The 22,504-nt window shown below is 61.9% G+C and carries 18 protein-coding genes; 9 read left to right on the forward strand and 9 right to left on the reverse strand.

Annotated features, from left to right (window positions below; genetic code table 11):
• Positions 1–20 precede the first annotated feature (20 nt).
• The 6 genes from BMY52_RS11920 to thrC all read left to right on the forward strand — a co-directional run bounded on the left by BMY52_RS11920 (position 21) and on the right by thrC (position 7,356).
• Positions 21–326 (forward strand): STAS domain-containing protein, encoded by a 306-nt coding sequence (locus BMY52_RS11920; RefSeq protein WP_090254692.1) that lies wholly within the window; start codon positions 21–23, stop codon positions 324–326.
• A gap of 11 nt (positions 327–337) precedes the next feature.
• Positions 338–2,077, forward strand: coding sequence for a SpoIIE family protein phosphatase (locus tag BMY52_RS11925; RefSeq protein ID WP_090254693.1), 1,740 nt, complete (start codon positions 338–340; stop codon positions 2,075–2,077).
• The gene (locus tag BMY52_RS11930) at positions 2,068–3,690 is read left to right on the forward strand and encodes a hybrid sensor histidine kinase/response regulator (protein WP_143050474.1); all 1,623 of its coding nucleotides are present in this window, start codon (positions 2,068–2,070) and stop codon (positions 3,688–3,690) included. Before BMY52_RS11925 ends, BMY52_RS11930 begins: the two co-directional genes overlap by 10 nt.
• Positions 3,691–3,749: 59 nt before the next feature.
• Entirely contained in the window at positions 3,750–4,790 is a 1,041-nt protein-coding gene (locus BMY52_RS11935) for an HD-GYP domain-containing protein (protein WP_090254757.1), read from the forward strand.
• A 76-nt stretch (positions 4,791–4,866) separates the two neighbouring features.
• Complete coding sequence (locus BMY52_RS11940) at positions 4,867–6,177, forward strand: homoserine dehydrogenase (protein ID WP_090254697.1); 1,311 nt, start codon at positions 4,867–4,869, stop codon at positions 6,175–6,177.
• Positions 6,178–6,213: 36 nt separating this feature from the next.
• The gene (thrC, locus tag BMY52_RS11945) at positions 6,214–7,356 is read left to right on the forward strand and encodes a threonine synthase (protein WP_090254698.1); all 1,143 of its coding nucleotides are present in this window, start codon (positions 6,214–6,216) and stop codon (positions 7,354–7,356) included.
• A 139-nt stretch (positions 7,357–7,495) separates the two neighbouring features.
• On the opposite strand, the gene BMY52_RS11950 is transcribed toward thrC, so the two are convergent.
• Together BMY52_RS11950 and BMY52_RS11955 are read right to left on the reverse strand one after the other, a co-directional pair.
• The gene (locus tag BMY52_RS11950; protein WP_090254700.1) at positions 7,496–8,353 is read right to left on the reverse strand and encodes an ATP-binding protein; all 858 of its coding nucleotides are present in this window, start codon (positions 8,351–8,353) and stop codon (positions 7,496–7,498) included.
• A 9-nt stretch (positions 8,354–8,362) separates the two neighbouring features.
• Positions 8,363–8,848: a DUF2721 domain-containing protein gene (locus BMY52_RS11955; RefSeq protein WP_245740825.1), complete on the reverse strand. Its 486-nt coding sequence runs from the start codon at positions 8,846–8,848 to the stop codon at positions 8,363–8,365.
• 75 nt (positions 8,849–8,923) lie between these two features.
• Here BMY52_RS11955 and BMY52_RS11960 point away from each other — a divergent pair, with 75 nt between their 5' ends.
• Entirely contained in the window at positions 8,924–9,373 is a 450-nt protein-coding gene (locus tag BMY52_RS11960) for a bacteriohemerythrin (RefSeq protein WP_090254704.1), read from the forward strand.
• Positions 9,374–9,438: 65 nt separating this feature from the next.
• Here BMY52_RS11960 and ettA read toward each other — a convergent pair whose 3' ends face one another.
• The gene (ettA, locus tag BMY52_RS11965; protein WP_090254706.1) at positions 9,439–11,106 is read right to left on the reverse strand and encodes an energy-dependent translational throttle protein EttA; all 1,668 of its coding nucleotides are present in this window, start codon (positions 11,104–11,106) and stop codon (positions 9,439–9,441) included.
• Between the two features lie 190 nt (positions 11,107–11,296).
• On the opposite strand from ettA, the gene BMY52_RS11970 reads away from it, so the two are divergent.
• Complete coding sequence (locus BMY52_RS11970; protein WP_245740836.1) at positions 11,297–13,171, forward strand: sensor domain-containing diguanylate cyclase; 1,875 nt, start codon at positions 11,297–11,299, stop codon at positions 13,169–13,171.
• Here the strand turns inward: BMY52_RS11970 and BMY52_RS11975 are convergent.
• Both BMY52_RS11975 and BMY52_RS11980 read right to left on the reverse strand, forming a co-directional pair.
• Positions 13,161–13,934: an ABC transporter permease gene (locus BMY52_RS11975; RefSeq protein ID WP_090254708.1), complete on the reverse strand. Its 774-nt coding sequence runs from the start codon at positions 13,932–13,934 to the stop codon at positions 13,161–13,163. The two genes, BMY52_RS11970 and BMY52_RS11975, sit on opposite strands and share 11 nt — an antisense overlap.
• Positions 13,931–14,869, reverse strand: coding sequence for an ABC transporter ATP-binding protein (locus BMY52_RS11980; RefSeq protein ID WP_090254710.1), 939 nt, complete (start codon positions 14,867–14,869; stop codon positions 13,931–13,933). The genes BMY52_RS11975 and BMY52_RS11980 overlap by 4 nt, the downstream gene beginning before the upstream one ends.
• 112 nt (positions 14,870–14,981) lie before the next feature.
• On the opposite strand from BMY52_RS11980, the gene BMY52_RS11985 reads away from it, so the two are divergent.
• Positions 14,982–16,391, forward strand: a complete 1,410-nt coding sequence (locus BMY52_RS11985; protein ID WP_090254712.1) for a leucyl aminopeptidase family protein — start codon at positions 14,982–14,984, stop codon at positions 16,389–16,391.
• Here the strand turns inward: BMY52_RS11985 and BMY52_RS11990 are convergent.
• The 4 genes from BMY52_RS11990 to cydB all read right to left on the reverse strand — a co-directional run bounded on the left by BMY52_RS11990 (position 16,357) and on the right by cydB (position 22,501).
• A complete protein-coding gene (locus BMY52_RS11990; protein ID WP_090254714.1) occupies positions 16,357–17,787 on the reverse strand; it encodes a Glu/Leu/Phe/Val family dehydrogenase in 1,431 nt (476 codons plus the stop codon). The two genes, BMY52_RS11985 and BMY52_RS11990, sit on opposite strands and share 35 nt — an antisense overlap.
• Positions 17,788–18,105: 318 nt before the next feature.
• The gene (gene cydC / locus BMY52_RS12000; protein ID WP_177169948.1) at positions 18,106–19,773 is read right to left on the reverse strand and encodes a thiol reductant ABC exporter subunit CydC; all 1,668 of its coding nucleotides are present in this window, start codon (positions 19,771–19,773) and stop codon (positions 18,106–18,108) included.
• Positions 19,770–21,500 carry a thiol reductant ABC exporter subunit CydD gene (gene cydD / locus BMY52_RS12005; RefSeq protein ID WP_342707708.1) on the reverse strand — a complete coding sequence of 577 codons (1,731 nt, stop codon included), beginning with the start codon at positions 21,498–21,500 and terminating at the stop codon, positions 19,770–19,772. Before cydD ends, cydC begins: the two co-directional genes overlap by 4 nt.
• Positions 21,497–22,501 (reverse strand): cytochrome d ubiquinol oxidase subunit II, encoded by a 1,005-nt coding sequence (cydB, locus tag BMY52_RS12010; RefSeq protein WP_090254722.1) that lies wholly within the window; start codon positions 22,499–22,501, stop codon positions 21,497–21,499. The genes cydD and cydB overlap by 4 nt, the downstream gene beginning before the upstream one ends.
• Between the last annotated feature and the right edge of the window lie 3 nt (positions 22,502–22,504).

The following is a 22,504-nucleotide window of genomic DNA, read 5'->3' on the forward strand; positions in this document are numbered from 1 at the left end:
TTCGTCGGAGCCTTGTCCCCATGAGCATTAAACGCCACGTCGATGAAAAAACCAATCTGGTGACGATATCCGTCGGTGGGCGGTTTGATTTCGCCCAGCACAAGGCCTTCCGGGATAGCTACCGGGATCTACCGGCCCAGGGCACCCGCTATCGGGTGGACCTGAGCGAGGCTTCTTACCTGGACAGTTCGGCCCTGGGCATGTTGCTGCTGCTGCGGGAGCATGCTGGGGGGGATACCGCCCGGGTGAGTCTGCGCGGTTGCAGCGACGATGTGCGCCGCGTGCTCAAGATCGCCAATTTCGATCGCCTGTTCAATCTGGAGTGACCACTTACCCCATGTCACCCGACGCGCCCCCGCGCTCCAGCCCCGGGCCTGAGAATCCCGCGTCTGCCATCCCGGTGGACTGCCGGGGTTTGGCGCTGGTCGTGGACGATGAGCCCACCAATCGGCGCCTGCTTGCGAGGATGCTGAAGAAGGAAGGGTTCGAGACCCTGGAGGCCGAAAGCGGCAGCCGGGCGATCGAGCTGTTCGAGCAATCGCCGCCGGATATCGTTTTCATGGATGTGATGATGCCGGGCATGGACGGTTTCGAGGCGACCCGACGCATCAAGGCCATGGCGGGATTCGACTTTGTGCCGGTGATCTTTCTTACCGCACTGCATGATGAAAAGTCCTTGGTGCAATGTACTGAGTCGGGAGGGGATGATTTCCTCACCAAACCCTTCAACTTCAGCATCCTCAAGGCCCGCATCACCGCCATGGAGCGGGTGCGTGATCTGCAGCGCATCATTGCCGGCAAGAACCGGGAACTGGAAAACCTCCTGGAACAGGACCGTCAGGAGCAGAAGCTGGCCGAACGGGTTTTTAATCGGGCCGTGAACGACCGCAATGTGCGCACGGAACAGTTTGGCCTGGTGCAGCGACCCGCGACCACTTTCAATGGCGACCTGGTGCTGACCCAGGACCTGCCCGATGGGGGGGTACGCATTCTCCTGGGGGATTTCACCGGCCATGGCCTGGCAGCAGCCATTGGTGCCCTGCCGGTAGCCGAGACCTTTCGCACCATGACGCGCAAGGGAGTGGACGACGAACAGGTGCTGGACGAAATCAACCGCAAGCTATACCGCGTGCTGCCGCCGGAACGCTTCATGGCCGCCTGCCTGATCTCCCTTCCCGGTTCTGGTCGGGAGATCCGCTGGTGGAACGGCGGCATGCCCAGTGCCTGGTTACGCAATCGCGAGGGGTTCCAGGAACTGGCCTCCCATGCATTGCCATTGGGCATCCTGCCGGAATTGTCTGATCGGGAGACCCCCCGACGCGTGGCCGTGCGCCGTGATGATCGACTGCTGATGATGAGTGACGGCCTGCTGGAAGCGCGCAACCCCGAGGGCCAAATGTTCATCGACCATGGCTTTTCGGAGGTATTGAACGCGTGGTCCCATGGGGAAGCCGTGCTCCCCGGGCTGTTGCGGGCCCTCGAGAAACACTGCGCTGATCAGCAGCCGGAGGATGATATCGCCATTCTGGAGGCCCCTCTGGATCCTGAGCTCTTCAGCCGCCCCCCGGTGAGTCGCGAAAGTCACCCGCAAGGAGGCTGGAACTGGTCGTTGACGCTGGAGGATGAGCGCCTCGGGGATCTGCCCTCCTTGGAGTCTGCCCTGCGTCCGCTTGGGTTGCTGGATGGCCTGGAGGAAGATGCCGGCCCCCTGGAGACCATCGTCAACGAGCTCTACAGCAATGCCCTGGAACACGGCGTGCTCCAGTTGTCGTCCCGCATGAAGGCCGACCCGGAGGGGTTTTGTAGCTATTATCTGGAGCGGGGCAGACGCCTGGCCGAGGGCTGTCAGGGCCGTGTGGATGTGAGCGTCACCTATGAGCCTGACAGGACGTGCGGCGTGTTCCGGGTCAGAATCAGTGATTCCGGCCCGGGTTTTGACGCAAGTCAGTGGGAAAAGACTTCGCTGGACACCACCCGCCCCTGGGGCCGGGGTATCGCCTTGGTGCGCGATCTATGCGAGACCGTGGTGTTTGACGAATCAGGCTCCCGGGTGGAGGCCGTGTATCGGTGTCGTTAAAGGACGAGGACAGTTCATTCCTTGAGTCGGTGGGTGAGCGCCTGCGGTGGCAGACCCAGGCCATGGAGGCCATGGTCAACGGGATTGCCATCGCCGATGCCACTCAGCCGGATGGCCCCTTGGTGTATGTGAATCCAGCCTTTGAGCGCATGACCGGTTATCGGGCTGAGGAGGTACTGGGTACCAATTGCCGTTTCCTGCAAGGCGATGACCGGGATCAACCCGGTATTCGTGAATTACGTGATGCCGTGGCCGAGGGGCGGGCCACGAAAGTGTTGATCCGCAATTATCGCAAGAATGGGGAGTTATTCTGGAATGAGTTCAGTATCTCGCCAGTGCGAAATGACGCGGGGGTGGTGACCCACTTTGTGGGGATTCAGCAGGATGTGACGGAACTCATACAGACCATGGAGGCTCTGCGCCAGGCCAAGTCGGACGCCGACCGGGCCAACCAGGCCAAGTCGGAATTCCTCTCGCGCATGAGCCACGAACTGCGCACCCCGATGAATGCCGTGCTGGGTTTTGCGCAGTTGCTGGAGTTTGACCCGGACCTGGGCAGCGAACAGCGAGAAAACGTCGAGGAGATCATCCGCGGCGGCCGGCACCTCCTGGATCTGATCAATGAGGTGCTGGATCTTGCCAAGGTGGAATCGGGGCGAGTGGAACTCTCACCCGAGCCGGTGGCATTGCAAGGCCTGTTGCAGGAATGTGTGGCCCTGGTTGAACCCCTGGCCAGGGAGCGGGACCTGGAGATACAGATAGGGCAGGCACTGCCCGACCACTACGTGCATGCTGACCGGGTTCGTCTGAAACAGATCCTGATCAATCTGCTCTCCAACGCCATCAAGTACAACCGACCGCAGGGGCGGGTGACTCTGGACCTGGAGCCCGCCATGGAGGTCAATTCGGGGCTGCGCATCCTGGTATCCGATACCGGGCGGGGTATTCCGAACGAGCGCATCACCGAGCTGTTCGAGCCATTCACGAGGCTGTTGGAGGATGAGCACAAGGTGGAGGGCAGTGGCATTGGTCTGGCCATCACCCAGCGGCTGGTGCATCTCATGGGAGGGTGCCTGGGGGCCGTCAGCCAGGTGGGGGAGGGCAGCACCTTCTGGGTGGAATTACCTCAGAGTATCGCGACCGACGAAACGCCCGGGCGGCAGGCCCCTTCAGGCACGGTCGAGTCTACCTCGGGGCAACCCGGTGCGGTGCGCAAGATTCTGCAGATTGAGGACAATTTTGCCAATCTGCGCCTGCTTGAGCGGCTGCTCAAACGCCATGATGACTTCAGCGTCCTCAGTACGGAAGATCCTTACATCGGTCTGGAGTTGGCCCGGGAGCACTGCCCGGACGTGATCATTCTCGATATCCAGCTTGCCCGTCTGGATGGCTTCAAGGTGTTGGAGCGCCTGCGGGAGGCTGCAACCACCCGCCACATCCCCGTTGTGGCCCTCACGGCCAATGCCACGGAGCCAGATCGTCAGCGCGGCCTGGCAGCGGGGTTTGATGCCTATCTGACCAAGCCCCTGAATTTGGGCGAGTTGCTTGATACAATTCGCAACGTTCTGTCTCAAGACCGAGCCAACCGCCCCGGTCCCAAGGTGCGCCAGTGAATACCCATAACCTTTCCAACAAGACCCCACACGAGCCGGAACGCAAGGCGGCCCGGATCATGGTAGTGGACGATGAGCGGGCCAACCTGATCCTGATGGATCGCCTGCTGCGTACCGAGGGTTATTCCAATCTGGTCCTGGTGCAGGATCCCCGTGAGGTGATGGCCTCCTACCGCCAGGCGCCCACTGACCTGATCCTGCTGGACATCAAGATGCCGCATATGAACGGCTTCGAAGTGATGGAGCAGTTCGCCGCACTGGAAGATCCCCTTGTCCCTCCCATCCTGGTGCTGACGGCCCAGCATAGCCGCGATTACATGCTTCGGGCCCTGAGCAGCGGCGCGCGGGATTTTATCGGCAAGCCCTTTGACCGGGCCGAGGTGCTGGCACGGGTACGCAACATGCTGGACGTGCAACTGGCCCACCGCATGACCCATGACCAGAAGGACATGCTGGCGCAACTGGTCCACGAGCGCACCGACGAGATTCGTCGTACCCGCCTGCAAGTGGTGCAGCGTCTGGGGCGCGCCTCGGAATACCGGGATAACGAGACCGGATGCCATATCCTGCGTATGAGCCACATCTCGGCCCTGTTGGCCCAACACGTGGGTTGGGATCGTGATCACTGTGAACGCATGCTCCATGCCAGCCCCATGCACGATGTGGGCAAGATCGGCATTCCCGATCGGATCCTGCTCAAGCCGGGCAAGCTGACCCCCGAGGAGTGGGAAATCATGAAGAGCCATGCCACCATCGGCGCCGATATCCTCAGCGGCGATGATTCCGATTTACTGCTCATGGCCCGGGAAATCGCCCTCACGCACCACGAAAAATGGGATGGCAGTGGCTATCCGAAGGGGCTGGCCGGGCATGATATTCCCATGTCCGGTCGCATCTGTGCCCTGGCGGATGTATTTGACGCCCTGACCTCCTGGCGACCTTATAAGGAGGCCTGGACCGTGGAGGATGCCCTGGGCCTGATCCGCAAGGGGGTGGGGCACCATTTCGACCCGGACCTGGCGGAACTCTTCTTCAGCTTGATGCCGGATATCCTGGCCATCCGCGAGCGCTTCCCGGAACCTGTTCCAAAAGCCGGTTGATCCCTCCGCGCCCCTCCCCGGGTAGGGCTCATCTCCGCTATAATGCCGGGCTTCCCCCGCCATAGGAGCCAGATCATTGGAACCCGTCAAAGTCGGCCTGTTGGGTCTTGGGACCGTGGGCAGCGGCACGGTCAGAGTGCTCAAGCGCAATAGCGACGAGATTACCCGCCGCGCCGGTCGCGGTATTGAACTCGTGGCGGCTGCCGCCCGTAATCTGGACTCCCTGGGCGACCTGGATGTGAGCGGGATGCGCCTTACCGAAGAAGCCCTTGAGGTCGTGGACGATCCGCAGGTTCAGGTGATCGTCGAACTGATCGGGGGCACAACGCTGGCGCGGGAACTGGTGCTGCGCGCCATTGACCAGGGCAAGCATGTGGTCACGGCCAACAAGGCCCTGATTGCCCTGCACGGCAATGAGATCTTCAGCCGGGCTCAGGAGCGCGGCGTAATGGTGGCCTTCGAGGCCGCTGTGGCCGGCGGCATCCCCATCATCAAGGCCATTCGCGAGGGCCTGGCCGGTAACCGGATCGAGTGGCTGGCTGGCATCATCAACGGCACGGGTAACTTCATTCTCACCGAGATGCGCGACAAGGGGCGGGAGTTCGCTGATGTGCTGGCGGAGGCCCAGCGTCTGGGCTACGCCGAGGCGGATCCCACCTTCGACGTGGAAGGAGTGGATGCGGCCCACAAACTGACCATCCTGGCCTCCATCGCCTTTGGCATCCCGCTGCAGTTCGACCGGGTTTATACCGAGGGTATCTCCGGCATCTCCCGGGACGACGTGGTCTACGCCAATGAACTGGGCTATCGCATCAAGCATCTGGGTATTTCCCGCCGGGTGAATGGTGGCATCGAACTGCGAGTGCATCCCACCCTCATCCCGGAACGCAGGCTGATTGCTAACGTGGACGGTGTGCTCAATGCCGTGCTGGTCTGGGGGGATGCCGTGGGCCCAACCCTCTATTACGGCCCCGGTGCCGGCTCCGAGCCCACCGCCTCGGCGGTGGTGGCCGACCTGGTGGATGTGGTGCGCGCCCTGACCACGGACCCCGAGAATCGGGTTCCGCACCTGGCATTCCAGGCCGATGCCCTGTCGGATGTGCCCATTCTCTCCATGGACGACGTGCAAACCGCTTTTTACCTGCGACTGCGGGTGGTGGACCGTCCCGGCGTGATGGCCGATATCACCCGCATCCTGGCGGACCTGGACATCAGCATCGAGGCCATCATGCAGAAGGAGCCGGATGAAGACACCCACGAGGCCGATGTGATCATGCTGACCCACCAGGTGCGTGAGGGTAATCTCAATCAGGCCATCGGCCGCATCGAGGGCCTGGATAGCGTGATCACCCCGGTGACCCGCATTCGCCTGGAAAACCTCAAGTAACACCGCGTCAAGACGCCCCGACCCCGAGATCCGACCATGCCTTTCCGACCCCGTTACACCGGCATCATTGAACGCTATCGTGACCGCCTGCCGGTGCACGACGATGCCCGCATCATCTCTCTGGGCGAGGGCAATACGCCCTTGATCCGGTTGAACAACATCCCTCGGGTGCTGGGCAAGGAAGTGGACATCTACGTGAAGTTCGAAGGACTCAACCCCACGGGTTCCTTCAAGGACCGGGGCATGACCATGGCCGTCACCCGTGCCGTGGAGGAGGGTTCCCGCGCCATCATCTGTGCCTCTACCGGCAACACCTCTGCCTCAGCGGCCGCTTATGCCGCCCGCGCCGGCATCACCGCCTTCGTGCTGATCCCCGATGGCAAGATTGCCCAGGGCAAGCTGGCCCAGGCCATGATGCATGGCTCCACGGTGATCCAGATCAAGGGCAATTTCGATGATGGGATGCGCCTGGTGAAGCAGGTCGCCGAAACCTCACCGGTGACAGTGGTCAACTCGGTCAATCCCTACCGCCTGCAGGGTCAGAAGACGGCAGCCTTCGAGATTGTTGAAGAACTGGGCCGTGCCCCGGATTACCACTGCCTTCCGGTAGGAAACGCCGGCAATATCACCGCCCACTGGATCGGTTATTGTGAGTATTCATCCGGCTCGGGTGATCACGTCACCGAGGCCTGCGGCTTCTGCAAGGGGCGTTGCATGTACGCTGGCGGGGCTATTGTGGGGAATCGCCCACGCATGGTGGGTTACCAGGCCAGCGGCAGTGCCCCCTTCATGCGCGGCGCCATGGTCGATGATCCGGACACTGTGGCCACCGCCATCCGCATTGGTCATCCCCAGTCCTGGGACTATGCCTGGAAGGTGAAGGAGGAGTCCGGTGGTTGGTTTGATGAATGCGCCGATGAAGAGATCCTGGCCGCTCAAAAACTGCTGGCCGAGCGGGAGGGCGTGTTCTGCGAGCCGGCTTCCGCCACCTCGCTGGCCGGCGCCCTGCGGGATGTGAAGGCCGGCAAGATCCCGGAAGGCTCCAGCATTGTCTGCACCCTGACGGGTCACGGCCTGAAGGATCCGGACATTGCCATCCAGCAGAGCCTCCGTGCCCCGCAGACGGTGGAGGCGGACCTGGAGTCGGTGAAGCGGGCCATCCTGGAGAATATTGACTGATGTGATGGGGGGGGTGGCTCCCACCCTCACCCCAACCCCTCTCCCGCCAGCGGGAGAGGGGTTCTAAGGCGCCCTTCTTCCCTCCGGGGAGAAGGGCTGGGGATGAGGGGGTGCGGGCACCCTCCCACCCACTGCCCGTTCAAACCTCCCCCTGCCGCCCCGTCCAGTCCCGTGCAAACTGCCACGCCACCCGGCCGCTGCGCGATCCCCTCAGCAAGGCATACTGCAAGGCCTCGCGCCGTGCGGCCTCCGTCAATGCCCCCCCGCCCAGGTGCTCCAGCCAGTGCGTGACCACCTCCAGGTACTGAGCCTGGGAAAAGGGATGAAAGGCCACCCAAAGCCCGAACCGCTCGGATAACGATACCTTCTCCTCCACCGCCTCGCCGGGATGGATCTCGTCATCCACACGCTTCACTTCCAGGTTATCCACATTGAGCTCGGGCATCAGGTGGCGACGATTGGAGGTGGCGTAGATGATCACATTCTCCGGCGTGGCCTCCAGATCCCCATCCAGTGCCGCCTTCAGTGCCTTGTAGGCCGGTTCGTTGGCCTCGAAGGACAGGTCATCGGCAAACAGCACGAAGCGCTCCGGCCGGTCACGCAGCGGCGCCACGATGCGGGGCAGGTCCACCAATTCGTGGGCATCCACCTGCACCAGGCGCAGCCCCTCATTGGCATACCGGGTGAGGAGCGCGCGCATCAAGGAGGACTTGCCCGTGCCCCGGGCACCCCAGAGCAAGGCATTGTTGGCGGGCCGCCCAGCAATGAACTGTCGGGTGTTACGCTCCAGCAACGCGCGAGGGCGCTCGATATGCAAAAGGTCATCGAGCGCCAGGGGGGTGATCTGGTTGATGGACTGTAACTGGCCCCGGCGCCAACGAAAGGCCGGCGCCTCCCACTCAATGGGCGGGGCAGGTGCCGGCAGCATGCCCTCCAAGCGCTCCAAGAGGGATTCTGCCCGGCGGAGCACGCCATCCAGGTCTGCACAATCAGGCATTCGGCACCTCTAGCCTTCGCGATTGCTCAAAGTGAGGCTTTCCACTGCCAGAAACACCTCTCTTAAAAACAGCCCCAGGGCAGTGATCAGGCTGACCATGGCCAGCACAAACATGGCGCCTACCAATCGGGGATGTTCCATCTCAAAAAGGAAGTCCAGAAACACGGTGACAATGGTCAGACACACCAGCATCGCCGTGGTAATGCACAGCGTCATGCCCCAATGGACCAATCGCGCCCGATCATCCAGAATCCGCAACTCCCGGGCTGTTAATTCACGACGCCTCGCATCGGGGGCGTGCATCAGATGGGCCAGATGCCGGCGGCGATCCACCACCCGGCCAAGGCGGGCAACAAAGGCATTCACAAAGCCGGCAATGCCCACCAACAGGAAAACGGGTGCCACGGACAATTGAATGACTTGAGATATTTCAATGGGTGAAGTCTGGTCGATCACAACGATATCGCTCCAGTGGTATTCAATAGATGAAATCAACTATATTCATAAATCGTTTGGTGATGCATCCTGTGCTATGTTACGGATGAATACCCCTTCGCGAGGTAATGCATCATGAGCGAACATGCCAGAGTCGGCGACTTGCCTCAGGTGGGTGTGGAATTCATGGACAATGATCACGAGGAAGCCATGGGCCTTCTCGCCCGCGTGGTTGAAACCCTGGAAGCATCCCGGAATGATCATGCCGCGCCAGAAAGCCTGCGCCGCGACCTGCGTGACTTCATCGAGCACAGCCGCGCGCATTTTCGGCGTGAGGAGGTGATCATGAAGGCTGTGCATTTCCCGCCGTTCCACATCCACAAGAACGAGCACGATCAGCGGCTGGAGGAATTGGTCACCTACGTGGATGATCTGGATTCCGGCGTCATTGGACTGGAGGATTTGAAGGACAAGTTCCTCAATGAATTCCTCCCCTGGTACCAACGTCACTGTGCCACCATGGACCAGGCAACCGCCCGCTATGTGGAAAAGCAGGCGGCCGCCACGGGACAGTCCAAGGCCTGAACTGATATGCCGCAATCCACCTAGCACCCCTGACGACAAGGCAGCGGTCCTGGGTGTCGATGGACTCAAGCCTCCAGACGACGATATTTTACTCGGTGGGGCTGATCCGCGTCACTGCCCAGGCGCTTGTGGCGATCTTCCTCGTAATCCTGGTAATTCCCCTCGAAGAAGACCACGTTGCCATCCTCTTCAAAGGCCAGGATGTGGGTGGCGATACGGTCCAGGAACCAACGATCGTGCGAGATCACCACGGCGCTGCCGGGGAAGTCCAGAATGGCCTCTTCCAGGGCCCGCAGGGTTTCCACATCCAGATCGTTGGTGGGCTCATCCAGCAGCAGGAGGTTGCCACCGCTGCGCAGCAGCTTGGCCAGATGCACGCGGTTGCGCTCTCCGCCGGAGAGTTCCTTCATGAGCTTCTGCTGATCGCTGCCCTTGAAGTTGAAGCGGCCCACATAGGCCCGTGAGGGCATCTGGAAACTGCCCACATGGATGATGTCCTGGCCATCCGAGACTTCCTCCCAGACCGTGCGCTGATCCTGCAGGGCATCCCGTGTCTGGTCCACATAGGCCACCTGCACGGTCTCGCCAACGCGGATCTCACCCGAGTCCGGCGTCTCCTGGCCGACGATCATACGGAACAGGGTGGACTTGCCCACACCGTTGGGGCCGATGACGCCGACGATGCCTCCGCGGGGCAGGGAAAAGGAAAGGTCCTCATAAAGCACCCGATCCCCGTAGGACTTGGTCACACCGTTCAGCTCCACAACCAGGTCGCCCAGGCGCGGGCCCGGCGGGATATAGATCTCCTTGGTCTCGCTGCGTTTCTGGTAGTCCTGTGAAGAGAGTTCCTCAAAGCGCTTGAGGCGGGCCTTGCTTTTGGCAGAACGCCCTTTGGGATTGCTGCGTACCCACTCCAGTTCGGATTCCATGTTCTTGCGGCGGGCGCTTTCCTGCTTTTCCTCGATTTCCAGGCGCTTCTCCTTTTGTTCCAGCCAGGAGGAGTAGTTACCCTGCCAGGGGATGCCGTGCCCACGGTCCAGTTCCAGAATCCAGCCCGCCACGTTATCCAGAAAGTAACGGTCGTGTGTCACCGCCACCACGGTGCCGCTGAATTCCGAGAGAAAACGCTCCAGCCACGCCACCGATTCGGCATCCAGGTGGTTGGTGGGCTCGTCCAGGATCAGCATGTCGGGGGCCGATAGCAGCAAGCGGCACAGGGCCACGCGACGACGCTCTCCACCAGACAGCTTGGTGACATCGGCATCCCAGGGTGGCAGACGCAGGGCATCGGCAGCCACTTCCAGTTTGCGATCCAGATCCCAGGCGCCGGCGGAATCGATGCGATCCTGAAGTTCCGCCTGTTCAGCCAGCAAGGTATCGAAATCCGCATCCGGATTGGCAAATTCTTCAGCAATGGCGTTGAAGCGATCCACGAGGGCCTTCACCTCGCCAACACCATCCTCCACATTGCCGCGTACATCCTTGTCTGGGTTCAGCTGGGGTTCCTGGGAGAGGTAGCCGATATGGATGCCCGGCTGTGGGCGGGCTTCACCGATGTATTCCTTGTCCAGTCCCGCCATGATGCGCAGCAGGGTGGATTTACCCGCGCCGTTGTAGCCCAGCACGCCAATCTTGGCGCCGGGGAAGAAATTCAGCGAGATATCCTTGAGGATTTCCTTCTTGGGCGGGACGACCTTGCCCACACCATTCATGGTGTAGATATATTGGGCCATATAAAACCTGTCTGGGGAAGTGTTGTGCGATGAAAACGGGCGCTGGCCCGGTGACTTGCCGGCATTATCCTGAAGTTAACCGATAGTTTCTACCGGTCACACCGGCAAGTGCCCAAATGCGCGGGTTTTTTTACCTTGAAAGGTGTCCTGCCTTTTGGCAGGCTAGACGCATTCCAATCGTGAAACCCGGATGCCTACTCCTCCCTCCCTAGCCCTCGCGCGACGTCAATCCACACCGCGTGGTCGGCTGGGTTCACGCCCCCTGTTGGCGGGTGCGCTGGCCATGGTGGTGGCCGTGGCGGTCTTCACTGGTGTGGACAACATGCTGGAGCAGCGCCTGGAGGATCGGGCCCGGGGGCGGGTTCTTGGCGAACTCTCCACCGTCCGAGCCCGTCTGGAGGGCGAACTCAATGCCACGATCCATCTCACCATGGTCATGGCCACCTACGCGGGCATTCATCCCGACATGGGCGAGAGTGAGTTCCGACGGGTGGCGAGGGAACTCTATCGTCAACGGGGCGACATGATTTACAACATCACCCTGGCGCCGGATAACGTCATCCGATTCATTTACCCAATAAGGGGCAATCAAGCCGTCCTGGGATTGAACCTGGAGACCCACCCGGAACAGGGTGAGTCGGTGTATCGGATGATGCAGGCCGCTGATACGGTACTGGCCGGACCCTGGAAGCTGGTTCAGGGAGGGGAAGGGCTGATCATCCGCACGCCCGTGTACTTGAATTCGGATCGTGGCAGGTATGATCCCGAGGCCTACTGGGGGCTGACCAGTATTCCCATCGACATGGAGGCCATTTACCAGATCACAGGCCTGCTCGACCTGGAGGAACGGCTGGATATCGCCATTCGCGGGCGTGATGGCCGAGGCCCGGCCGGTGCCGTGTTTTTTGGTGACCCGGAACTTTTTACCGAAGACAGCCTGCGCCAGGAGGTCATCATCAAGGGAGGGCGTTGGGAACTGGCCGCTCGACCCAAGGGAGGATGGGCAGTCGTCACCACGCGCCCCCTGGCCTGGCATCTCACCGGGATTGCCCTGGTGCTGACAGCCGGTGCCCTGGCCTGGCGCATGGCTCAGCAATCCGAACGCGTTCGAGTCTCGCAAGCATCGCATCAAAGCCTCAGCGAGCGCCTCAGGGCCACCATAGCAGCCATGCCGGACATCTGCTTCATCCTGGATGCCGAGGGCCGTTACCTGGAAGTGTTTGGCGGCCATGACCCCGACGCATACCACACCAGTCATCAGGCCCTGGTGGGTCGGACTCTGCACGAGGTCATGCCCCGGGATAAAGCGGACCTCTTCCTGGCCCGAATTCACGAGACCCTGCGCACCGGCAAGCTCCAATCCATCGAATACGCCCTGTCGGTGGAGGAAGTGGACGGCGTTGAACCGGAAAGCGGCCCCGCCGGCACCCAATGGTTCGAGGGGCGCCTCACCCCCTTGGGGAAACACGTCATGGGGCGCCCGGCGGTGATCTGGCTATCCGTCAACATCACCCAGCGCAAGAAGGCCCAGGACAACATGCGCTACATGGCCCTGCACGATGCGCTGACCGGCTTGGCCAACCGTACCCTGCTCAGGGATCGCATGGTTCACGCTATCGCTCAGGCACGGCGGGAGCAGAGTCGGATTGCCGTGATGTACATCGACCTGGACAATTTCAAGCCCATCAATGACGCTCTGGGTCATGATGCTGGGGATACGGTACTGTGCGAAGTGGCGCAACGGCTCAATGAGTCGGTACGGGATTCGGACACAGTGGCCCGGGTAGGCGGAGATGAGTTCGTGATCCTGCTGGAAAACCTGCCGGAGCCGGAACTGGCCAGGGGCATCGGCGAAAAAATCCTGGAAGTGCTTGCCAGACCCATACAGGCCAAGGGTCGCGCCTGCACGGTCACCACCAGCATCGGCATCAGTGTGTACCCGGACCATGGCGAGACCTATGAATCCTTGCTGGGGGCGGCTGACCAGGCCCTTTACGAGGCCAAGTCACTGGGCAAGAACCGCTACTGGCAGGCTGACGCCAGCCCCATTGGCATCAGTTCCTGATGCCAATGCCCTTGTTCAGCAGGAACAGGGCCACCCCATACAGGATCAGCACGAAGCCGATAATGATGCCGTAGGAGGTCGCCAGACCGATATCGGCCACACCCAGGAAGCCGTAGCGAAAGGCATTCACCATGTACAGGATCGGATTCAGCATGGAGGCGCCCTGCCAGAACTCCGGTAGCAGGGTGATCGAATAGAACACACCTCCCAGATAGGTCAAGGGTGTCAGGATGAACGTGGGAACGATGGAGATGTCATCGAAACTGCGGGCGAAGACGCCATTGATCAGCCCCGCCAGGGCGAACAGTGTGGCTGTGAGCACCACCACCGACAGCGTGACCGCCAGGTTGTGGATGGCCAGCGGGCTGAAGACCATGGACACCAGTGTCACCGCGATACCCACTGCCAGACCACGGCAGACACCGCCGCCCACGAACCCCAGAATAATCAGATAATTCGGCACCGGTGAGACCAGCATTTCCTCCAGGTGCCGCTGAAACTTGGCGCTATAGAAAGAGGACACCACATTCGAGTAGGCATTGGTGATCACCGCCATCATGATCAGGCCGGGCACGATGAAGTCCATGTAGCGAATCCCTTCCATATCCCCGATGCGTGAACCGATCAGCCCCCCGAAGATGATGAAATACAGCCCCATGGTGATCACCGGAGGCAGGATGGTCTGGATCCAGATGCGAGAAAAACGCAGGATTTCCTTGGTGAGGATGGTCCTGAAAGCCACCCAGTTGGTATAGCCGCTCATTGCGTATCCACTCCCGGGTTACGGCTCTTGTCCACCATGCTCATGAAGAGCTGTTCCAGACGGTTGGTCTTGTTGCGCATGCTGCGCACTTGAACACCCTCCTGATTGAGGTCCACGAAGAGTTGATTCAGGCTGACGTCACGATCCACATCCGCCTCCAGGGTGAGCTCATCCACCCAGCGCAGTCGATGCTGGGGCAGGGTGGGCAACTGCATCAGCGGTTGGCTCAGATCCAGGATGAAGGTTTCCGTGTTGAGCTGGTGGAGCAGGCCCTTCATGGTGGTGTTCTCGATGATGCGCCCATGGTCAATGATGCCGATATTGCGGCACAGGCTCTCAGCCTCCTCCAGATAGTGGGTGGTAAGGATGATCGTGCAGCCCTCACGGTTGATCTCCCGCAGAAAGGTCCACATGGAACGCCGGATCTCGATATCAACTCCCGCCGTGGGCTCATCCAGGATCAGCAACCGGGGTTCGTGCACCAGGGCACGAGCAATCATCAGGCGGCGTTTCATGCCCCCTGAAAGCAGCCGGGCCATCCCCTTGCGCTTGTCCCAAAGGCCCAGCTCCACCAGATATTTCTCGGCCCGTTTCCAGGCCTCCTTGCGGGGAATGCCATAATACCCGGCCTGATTGACGACGATCTCCTCCACGGGCTCGAACACGTTGAAGTTGAACTCCTGGGGCACCAGCCCCAAACAACGTTTGGCGGCGTAGAGGTCCTTGTCCAGGTCGTGACCGAAGATGGAGACGCTGCCCCCGGACTTGTTCACCAGGGAGGCCACAATGCTGATGGTGGTGGATTTTCCGGCCCCATTGGGGCCGAGCAGGGCGTAGAAATCGCCGGGTGCCACCTGCAGATCAATGCCTTTGAGGGCCTCGAATCCGTTCTTGTAGGTCTTGGTCAGGTGCTGGATGGACAGGGCGTGAGACATTGGCAATCCGTGATCCGCTCCGGGAGATGGGCAAGCCAGGGATTTTAACAGATCCGTTTCCCCGGGGCGGGATGATAGATTATCGGGATACACTCATTGGACCCGGATACCCATGAACGACTGTTTCGAACTCCACAACGCCGCACAGGCGACCACCCTCATTCCTTTGGATGCCAACCTTTTTGACGCCTGGCTGGAACGGCAACCGGAGCGGATGCGCAACTGGGTGAAGGCCTCTCGCTTTCAGGCCAGGGCGGGCCACCATCTGGCATTACCGGAAACCGACGGCTGCGTAAGGCGGATTCTGGTGGGCATCGACCTGGAGGCCACTACCTGGGCAGTGGCAGACCTGCCGGGAAAACTGAGAGAAGGGGTGTACACCCTGGACTGTGACTGGACGCCGGAGCGCCGGGTTCAGGCGGCCATCGGGTGGGGACTGGGCAGCTACCGGTTCGAGCGCTATCGCCGTTCAGATGCACCGCGTGCGCGCCTGAGTCTTGCGGGCCTGGACAATGATCAGGTGAAACGGGTTGAGCATACCGTCGCTGCCATCGGTCTGGTGCGAGATCTCATCAACACACCGGCTGAGGACATGATGCCCGAACACCTGGCCGAATCCGCGGAACAATTGGGCAAGACTTTCGGTGCCACGGTGCGGCAGGTGGTGGGGGATGACCTGCTGGAAGCCCATTATCCCAGCATTCACCAGGTGGGTCGAGCCAGTCATCATGCCCCGAGGGTGATCGATCTGCAGTGGGGGGATGATGCACATCCTCAAGTGACTCTGGTGGGAAAGGGCGTGTGTTTCGATACCGGGGGGCTCGATATCAAGCCGGGCAACGGCATGCGTCTCATGAAAAAGGACATGGGGGGCGCCGCCCATGTGCTGGGCCTGGCGCACTTGATCATGGCCGCGGGCCTGCCGGTGCGTCTGCGGGTACTGATTGGCGCCGTGGATAACGCCATTGACGGCAACGCCTTTCGGCCGGGGGACGTGATCACCACCCGTAAGGGGCTCACCGTGGAAGTGGATAACACCGATGCCGAGGGTCGCCTGGTGTTATGTGATCTGCTCACCCAGGCCTGCGAGGAGACCCCCGCCCTGATCATCGACTTTGCCACGCTTACGGGGGCGGCTCGGGTGGCGGTGGGCACGGAGATCGCGGCCTTCCTGACTGATGCCAGTGAGCTGGTCCATGATCTGTATCGTCATGCCGAGAAACAGGAAGATCCTTGCTGGCGGCTGCCCCTGCACGAGCCCTACCGGGAATTGCTGGAGAGTTCCGTGGCGGATCTGGCCAACAGCGGGAGCACCCCGTACGCGGGGGCAATCACCGCCGGGCTGTTTCTCAAGGCCTTCGTGCCTCAGACCCAACCCTGGATTCATTTCGACGTGATGGCCTGGAACACCCGGGCGCGCCCGGGACGCCCCAAGGGTGGCGAGGCTCTGGGAGTGCGTGCAGTATTCGCCTGGCTGGAGGAGCGCTTCAGTACGCCCCAAGATCCAGACTACCGCGATTGATCCGGGAAACCGCGAGGGCATAGGCGGCGGTGCGGTGATCCAGGTGTGGCCCGCCTTCGCGCCGAAAACGGGCGATTTCCTGGAACGCTACCCGCATCGCATCGTCCAGGCCGGAGCGCACCAGGTCCACTTCTTCCGCGCCACGGATCAGGTTCTCACGCATCCAGGTGGGCGTCTTTTCACCACTCATCGTCTCCAGCGCGGAGACGATGTGTTCGCCTCGTGTCTCATCCAGACGACGTTGCAGGCGACCGAAACGCATATGGGAGAGGTTACGGATCCACTCGAAATAGGACACTACCACGCCGCCGGCATTGGCGTAGATGTCCGGCAGGATCACCGCCCCCTTGCGACGCAGGATCTCATCGGCCTCATAGGTGATGGGGCCATTGGCGGCCTCGATGATCAAGGGAGCGCGGATACCTTCAGCATTGTCCTTGTGAATCACCCCTTCCAGGGCAGCGGGGATCAGCACGTCACAATCCTCCGCCAGCACGCTCGCCCCTTTATCCACAAATCGGGCGTTGGGGTAACCCAATACCGTGCCATGCTCGTTCATGTAGCAGCGCACCGATTCCACCGAGAGGCCACGCTCATTGACCAGCGCCCCTTCGCGCTCAATGATCCCGATGATGCGGGCACCGTCTTCTTCCTGCAGAAACCTGGCGGCGTGATATCCCACATTGCCCAGACCCTGAACGATGATGCGCTTGCCCTCCAGGGAGCCCTGCAGACCTGCCTCCTGCACCTCGGAGGGGTGGCGGAAAAACTCCCGAAGGGCGTACTGGATGCCTCGCCCCGTGGCCTCCAGTCTTCCTGGCATCCCGCCCAGGTCCACGGGCTTGCCGGTCACACAGCCCATATAGTTGATATCTTCCGGATAAAGGTTTTTGTAGGTGTCCAGAATCCAGGCCATTTCCCGTTGTCCAGTCCCCACATCGGGGGCCGGCACGTTGGTGGCCGGACTGAGGAATCCCCGACGTGCCAGCTCCCGGGCGAAGCGCCGTGTGATCAGTTCCATTTCGTCCCGATCATACTGGCTGGGATCAATGCACAGGCCCCCCTTGGAGCCACCGAAGGGCACGTCCATGATGGCGCATTTGTAGGTCATCAGTGCAGCCAGGGCCTCTGTATCGTCCTGATCCACGGCCGGAGAAAAGCGCAAACCGCCCTTGGCGGGCAGGTGGTGCGTGCTGTGCACGGCTCGCCAGCCGGTGAAGGTGCGTACCTCGCCGCGTAGCTTGATGGGGAATGAGACCTGCAGGGTGGCGTTGCAGGTCTTCAGGGCGCGATCAGCGCCGGGCTCCAGTTTGACTTCCTTGAGGGCCCGATCCAGCATCAGGGCCACGTTCTGCTGAAAACTTCCGGAGCGGGTAGCGGTCGGATGGTCGCTCATGAAACCTCCTGGTTGACGGTTGCGGCGCGTTGACCCGAGTTCTACCGGTGGGTGCGCCAAGCGTCGTGAAAGGGCGACGACGACAGGGTGTTCAGGAACGTGAAAGTTTCCGGCGGCGCTCCTCGTCGGCCTTTTCCCGCAGTGCGCGGGCCGTGTTCTTTTCCGGGTTACTGAAGACAAAGCGCCCAGCGAGCACACAGCCCTTCATGCCCGGCTCACAAGGCCGATCATCCAGATGACCGCAGAGGCCCTTGCTTTCATGAGGACAACCCCATCCACCCATATTCAGCTCCTATGGTTTTAGGTTGGTAGACCCTATCAAACAGGGTGAAGCTGTCCCCGTTCAAGCCGGTAATGACGATCCGCCGTCGGGGCGGTGGCCTCCTCGTGGGCGATCACCAGTGCCGCACGACGAGCCAGCCAGGGGGCCAGACGTTCCCTCAGACGGGTGATGGTGGCCGGGTCCAGCCCCCGGAAGGGTTCATCCAGGATCACCAATGGCGGATCCCTCAGGATCACTCGGGCCAGCGCCAGACGCCGGGCCTGACCGCCGGAGAGCAACGCCCCACCTTCGCCCACCTGGGTGTCCAGACCCTGCCCCAGGGTCTGGACAAAGTCGTCCAGGCCTGCCAGGAACAGGGCCTGATGCAATTGTTCATCACTGGCCTCGGGGCGGGCCAGACGCAGATTGTTGGCCATGGTGTCGGCAAACAATACGGTCTCCTGGGTGAGGGCACCCAGTCGGGTGTAGAGATCCTGATAGCGCATGTCCTGCACCGGCACACCGGCCACGCGGGCCTCTCCCTCCTGAGGGGTCACCAGGCGCAGGGCCACGCTGATGATACTGGTCTTGCCGGCACCAGAGGCCCCGGTAATCAGGACTGTTTCACCCGTATTCACCTCCAGGTCGATCCTCTCCAGTACCGGCGGAGCCTGCTCGCCATAGCGCAGGGATACCTGGCGAAGTTGCAGTCCTTCTGCAGCGGTGGGAGCGACGGGGGCTTCCGGTTCCTCGAGGGCAGGGCGGGTATTGGCCACATCCAGCAGGCGGCGGGCCGCGCTACGGATCTGCCCCACCCGCTGATAGGCCCCGGGGAGCATGCCCAGGGCCTCGGAAAGACCCAGCGTGGCCAGAATCACCAGGACAACGATGGGCGCGCTGGTCTGTCCAGCAGCCAGCCAGCCGATCCCCAGCCAAAGGGCCAGCCACACGGCCGCCAGACCGGCCAGCATCGCCAGGGCATCTCCCAAAGCCCCCCATCGTGCCAGACCACCCTCGGCCCGGGCGCGCTCCGACTCAGCCGATTCCAGGGCACGCCGATGGCGCCCCAGGGACCCGAATACCCGCAGTTCCGCCAGGCCTTGAACCCCTTCCACGGCCAGCTCACGCACCCGGGCCGCTGCCTGGGTGCGACGCTCCCCGGCGGCACGGCCCAGGGCCAGAGCCAGGGCGGGCAATACCAGGCCTGCACAGACCAGCAGGGCAATCACCCACAGGGCACCAACCGGGGCCAGCAAGCCGAACAAGACCGCTCCCCCCAACAGGGCCAGCACGGCTGTCAGGGTGGGAGTGATCACGCGCAGGAAGAGGCCGTCCAGGGTGTCGATGTCACCGACCAGGCGCTGCAGCAGGTCGGCCGAGCGGAAACGGGCCAGGGTGCCCGGGTCAAGCGGCGAGAGCCGACAGAAGATCCAGCTGCGTAGATCAGCCAGATGCCGCAGCACCGCCTCATGATTCACCAGGCGCTCGGCATAGCGACCCAGGGTGCGGGTGATGGCCAGGGCACGGATACCGCCTGCGGGTCGATAGACATCAAGCCCCATGATGAGCCCCAGCCCGGCCAGGGACGACGCCGTAATGAACCACCCCGAGAGGGCCAGCAGCCCCGTGGAGGCTGCCACCGTCAGCACGGCCAGCAGGCCGCCGGCGGCAAACCAGGGCAAGCGGGGCAGCGAGAGCTTGAGAAAGGGCCAGAGATCCTTCATGGGTGAGGAGCCCCCGTATCCTGGACCACCTGGCCGTTCTGAATGGTAATGACCCGCTGGGCCCATTCCAGCACGCGGGGGTGATGACTGGCAATGAGCAGGGTGGCACCGGTGGTGGCCGAGCGTTCCAGGGCTTTGAGTACCTGCTCCTCGGTGTCCGGGTCCAGGCCCGCCGTGGGTTCATCCAGCAGCCACAAGGGGGCCTGTTTGAGGGCCGCGCGGGCCAAAGCCACACGCTGGGCCTGACCACCGGACAGGCCATAACCCCGCTCACCCAGCGGCGTATCCAGGCCTTGGGGGAGCTGGCTTGCAAAACCCAGCACACCGGCATCCCGAGCAGCTGTCCTGACCGCATCATCTGAGGCCTGGGGTTCTCCCATGCGAATATTGTCAGCCAGACTGCCCGCGAAGACATGGGGGCGTTGCCCCACCCAGGCAGCTTGTCGAACCGGATCCGGTTCATTCCCATCCACGGTCACTTTACCCTGGTCGGGATGAATGAATCCTGCCAGCAGGTGCAGCACCGTGGATTTACCCGCACCACTGGGCCCGCACAGCGCAACCCGCTCGCCAGGCCCAATGGTCAGACTGACACCTCGCAGCGCCTGACGTTGTCCATCCTCGAAGCTCACACGCACATCATCGAGGCAAACACACACACCGGCACCACTGGACGGATGAGGTAAGCGGGGTGGGGCGGACGGATGCGGTGCGTGGCGGCGCAGCAGCGGTATCAAGACCTGGGCCGCTCCCAGGGCCGCGGCGCGGTCGTGATAATGCTGAGCCAGTTGCCGCAAGGGCTGAAAGAAGTCCGGGGCCATCAGCAGAATGAACAGGCCCGAGAACAGGGTCAGTTCCGTGGCGGGACTCCAGGTGAGATAGCCAATCAGACCAAAGCCCACATACATGGCCACCAGGGCAATGGCCACGGCGCTGAAGAACTCCAGCACCGCCGAGGACAAAAAGGCCACGCGCAACACCTTCATGGTACTCGCCCGATAGCCTTCGGCGGCCTCGGCCACATCCGTGGCGGCGCGCTCCTGTGCATTGAGCAGACGCAGTGTGGTCAAACCCTGCAGGCGATCAAGGAAGTGCCCCCCCAGACGGGCCACGGTTTCTTGCTGGCTGCGGCTGACTTGCGCTGCCCCCATGCCCAGCAAGGCCATGAAGAAGGGGATCAGGGGGGCCGCAAACAGCAGGATCAGGGCGGCGAGCCAGTCCTGGGTGAGGGCGGCGATGAAGATGCCGATGGGGACCAACGCCGCTACGGTTATCTGCGGCAGATAGCGCCCGTAATAGCCTGAGAGCCCTTCCACCTGTTCCACGATGGCTGAGGAGAGGCCGCCACTATGGCGATCGGCAAGCCGTACCGGCCCCAGGGTGGCCAGATGCTGGAAGATCCGATCCCGGAGGTGACCCTGGATGCGCAGCGCGGCTTCCTGCCCAGTGGCCTCGCGTACCCAGCCCAGGGCCACACGCAGCAGCATCACACCGGCCAGCCAGGCAAATGGCACCGCCAGTTCCAACGGCCCCAGACCCTGGCTGATGGCGCGATTCAGCAGCCAGGCGATCAGACCGGCCTGTGGGATGATGAGCAGACCCGAGAGCACGCCCGCCCCGGTGGCCAGCCCCAGCAGGGGGCGGACCGGAGCGACGTGCTCATTCAGCCATTGGCGAGCCTCCCGGTTGGATATTTCCGGGGGCGTGTTGTCGGTCGGAGAAGTCAGTGGTAGCCCTCACCGACACGCACCTTGCCCCTGAACACCCAGTAGGTCCAGGCGGTGTAGGCAAGAATGATGGGAATCACGAACAGCATGCCGACCAGTGTGAACAACTGCGAGTCCGGTGAGGAGGCTGCATCCCAGAAGGTGTGTTCAGGGGGGACGGCATAGGGCCACATGCTGATCAGCAGGCCGGCATAGGCCAGTACGAACAGCACCAGCGTGGCCACGAAGGGGACACCCTCGTCCCGCTGGGTCAAGCCACGCCACAGCCATAATCCGGCGAGCACGGAGAGGGTGGGGAAGATCCACAGCACGGTGGCGTTATCCAGCCAACGTTCCAGCAGGTGGGGATGGGCCACGGCCGTCCATACACTGATGATGACATAGACCAAAAGTACCGCTCCCACCATCCATCGGGCCACGCGGTAAGCCCAGTCCTGCAGGTCTCCCTCGGTCTTCATGATCAGCCAGGAGGCCCCCAGCAACGTGTAGCCGGCTACCAGGCCCAGCCCCGTCATCACGGTAAAGGGGGTCAACCAATCCAGAGGTCCACCCACGTAGGAGAAACCTTCCACCTCGAAGCCCTGGATATAGGCCCCCACCACGGCCCCCTGGGCGAAGGAGGCCACCAGCGAACCCAGGAAGAACGACCAGTTCCAGGGCCCCCGTTTGCCGGGCGCGGATTTAAAACGGAACTCGAAGGCCACGCCGCGGAATATCAAACCCGCCAGGAGCAGAAACACTCCGATATAGAGTGCCGGTAGAAACACGGCGTAGATCAATGGAAAGGCAGCCAGAAGGCCAGCTCCACCCAGAATCAACCAGGTTTCATTGCCATCCCATACCGGTGCGACGGAGTTCATCATCACATCTCGATGATCCTCGTTGCGGGCGAAAGGATAAAGAATGCCCACCCCCAGATCGAACCCATCCATGAGCACATACATGAATACCCCGAAGCCGATCAGGCCTACCCAGATCAATGTCAGATCAATCAGTTCCATGAT

It is taken from the genome of Ectothiorhodospira marina (assembly GCF_900109495.1).
Lineage (GTDB): Bacteria > Pseudomonadota > Gammaproteobacteria > Ectothiorhodospirales > Ectothiorhodospiraceae > Ectothiorhodospira > Ectothiorhodospira marina.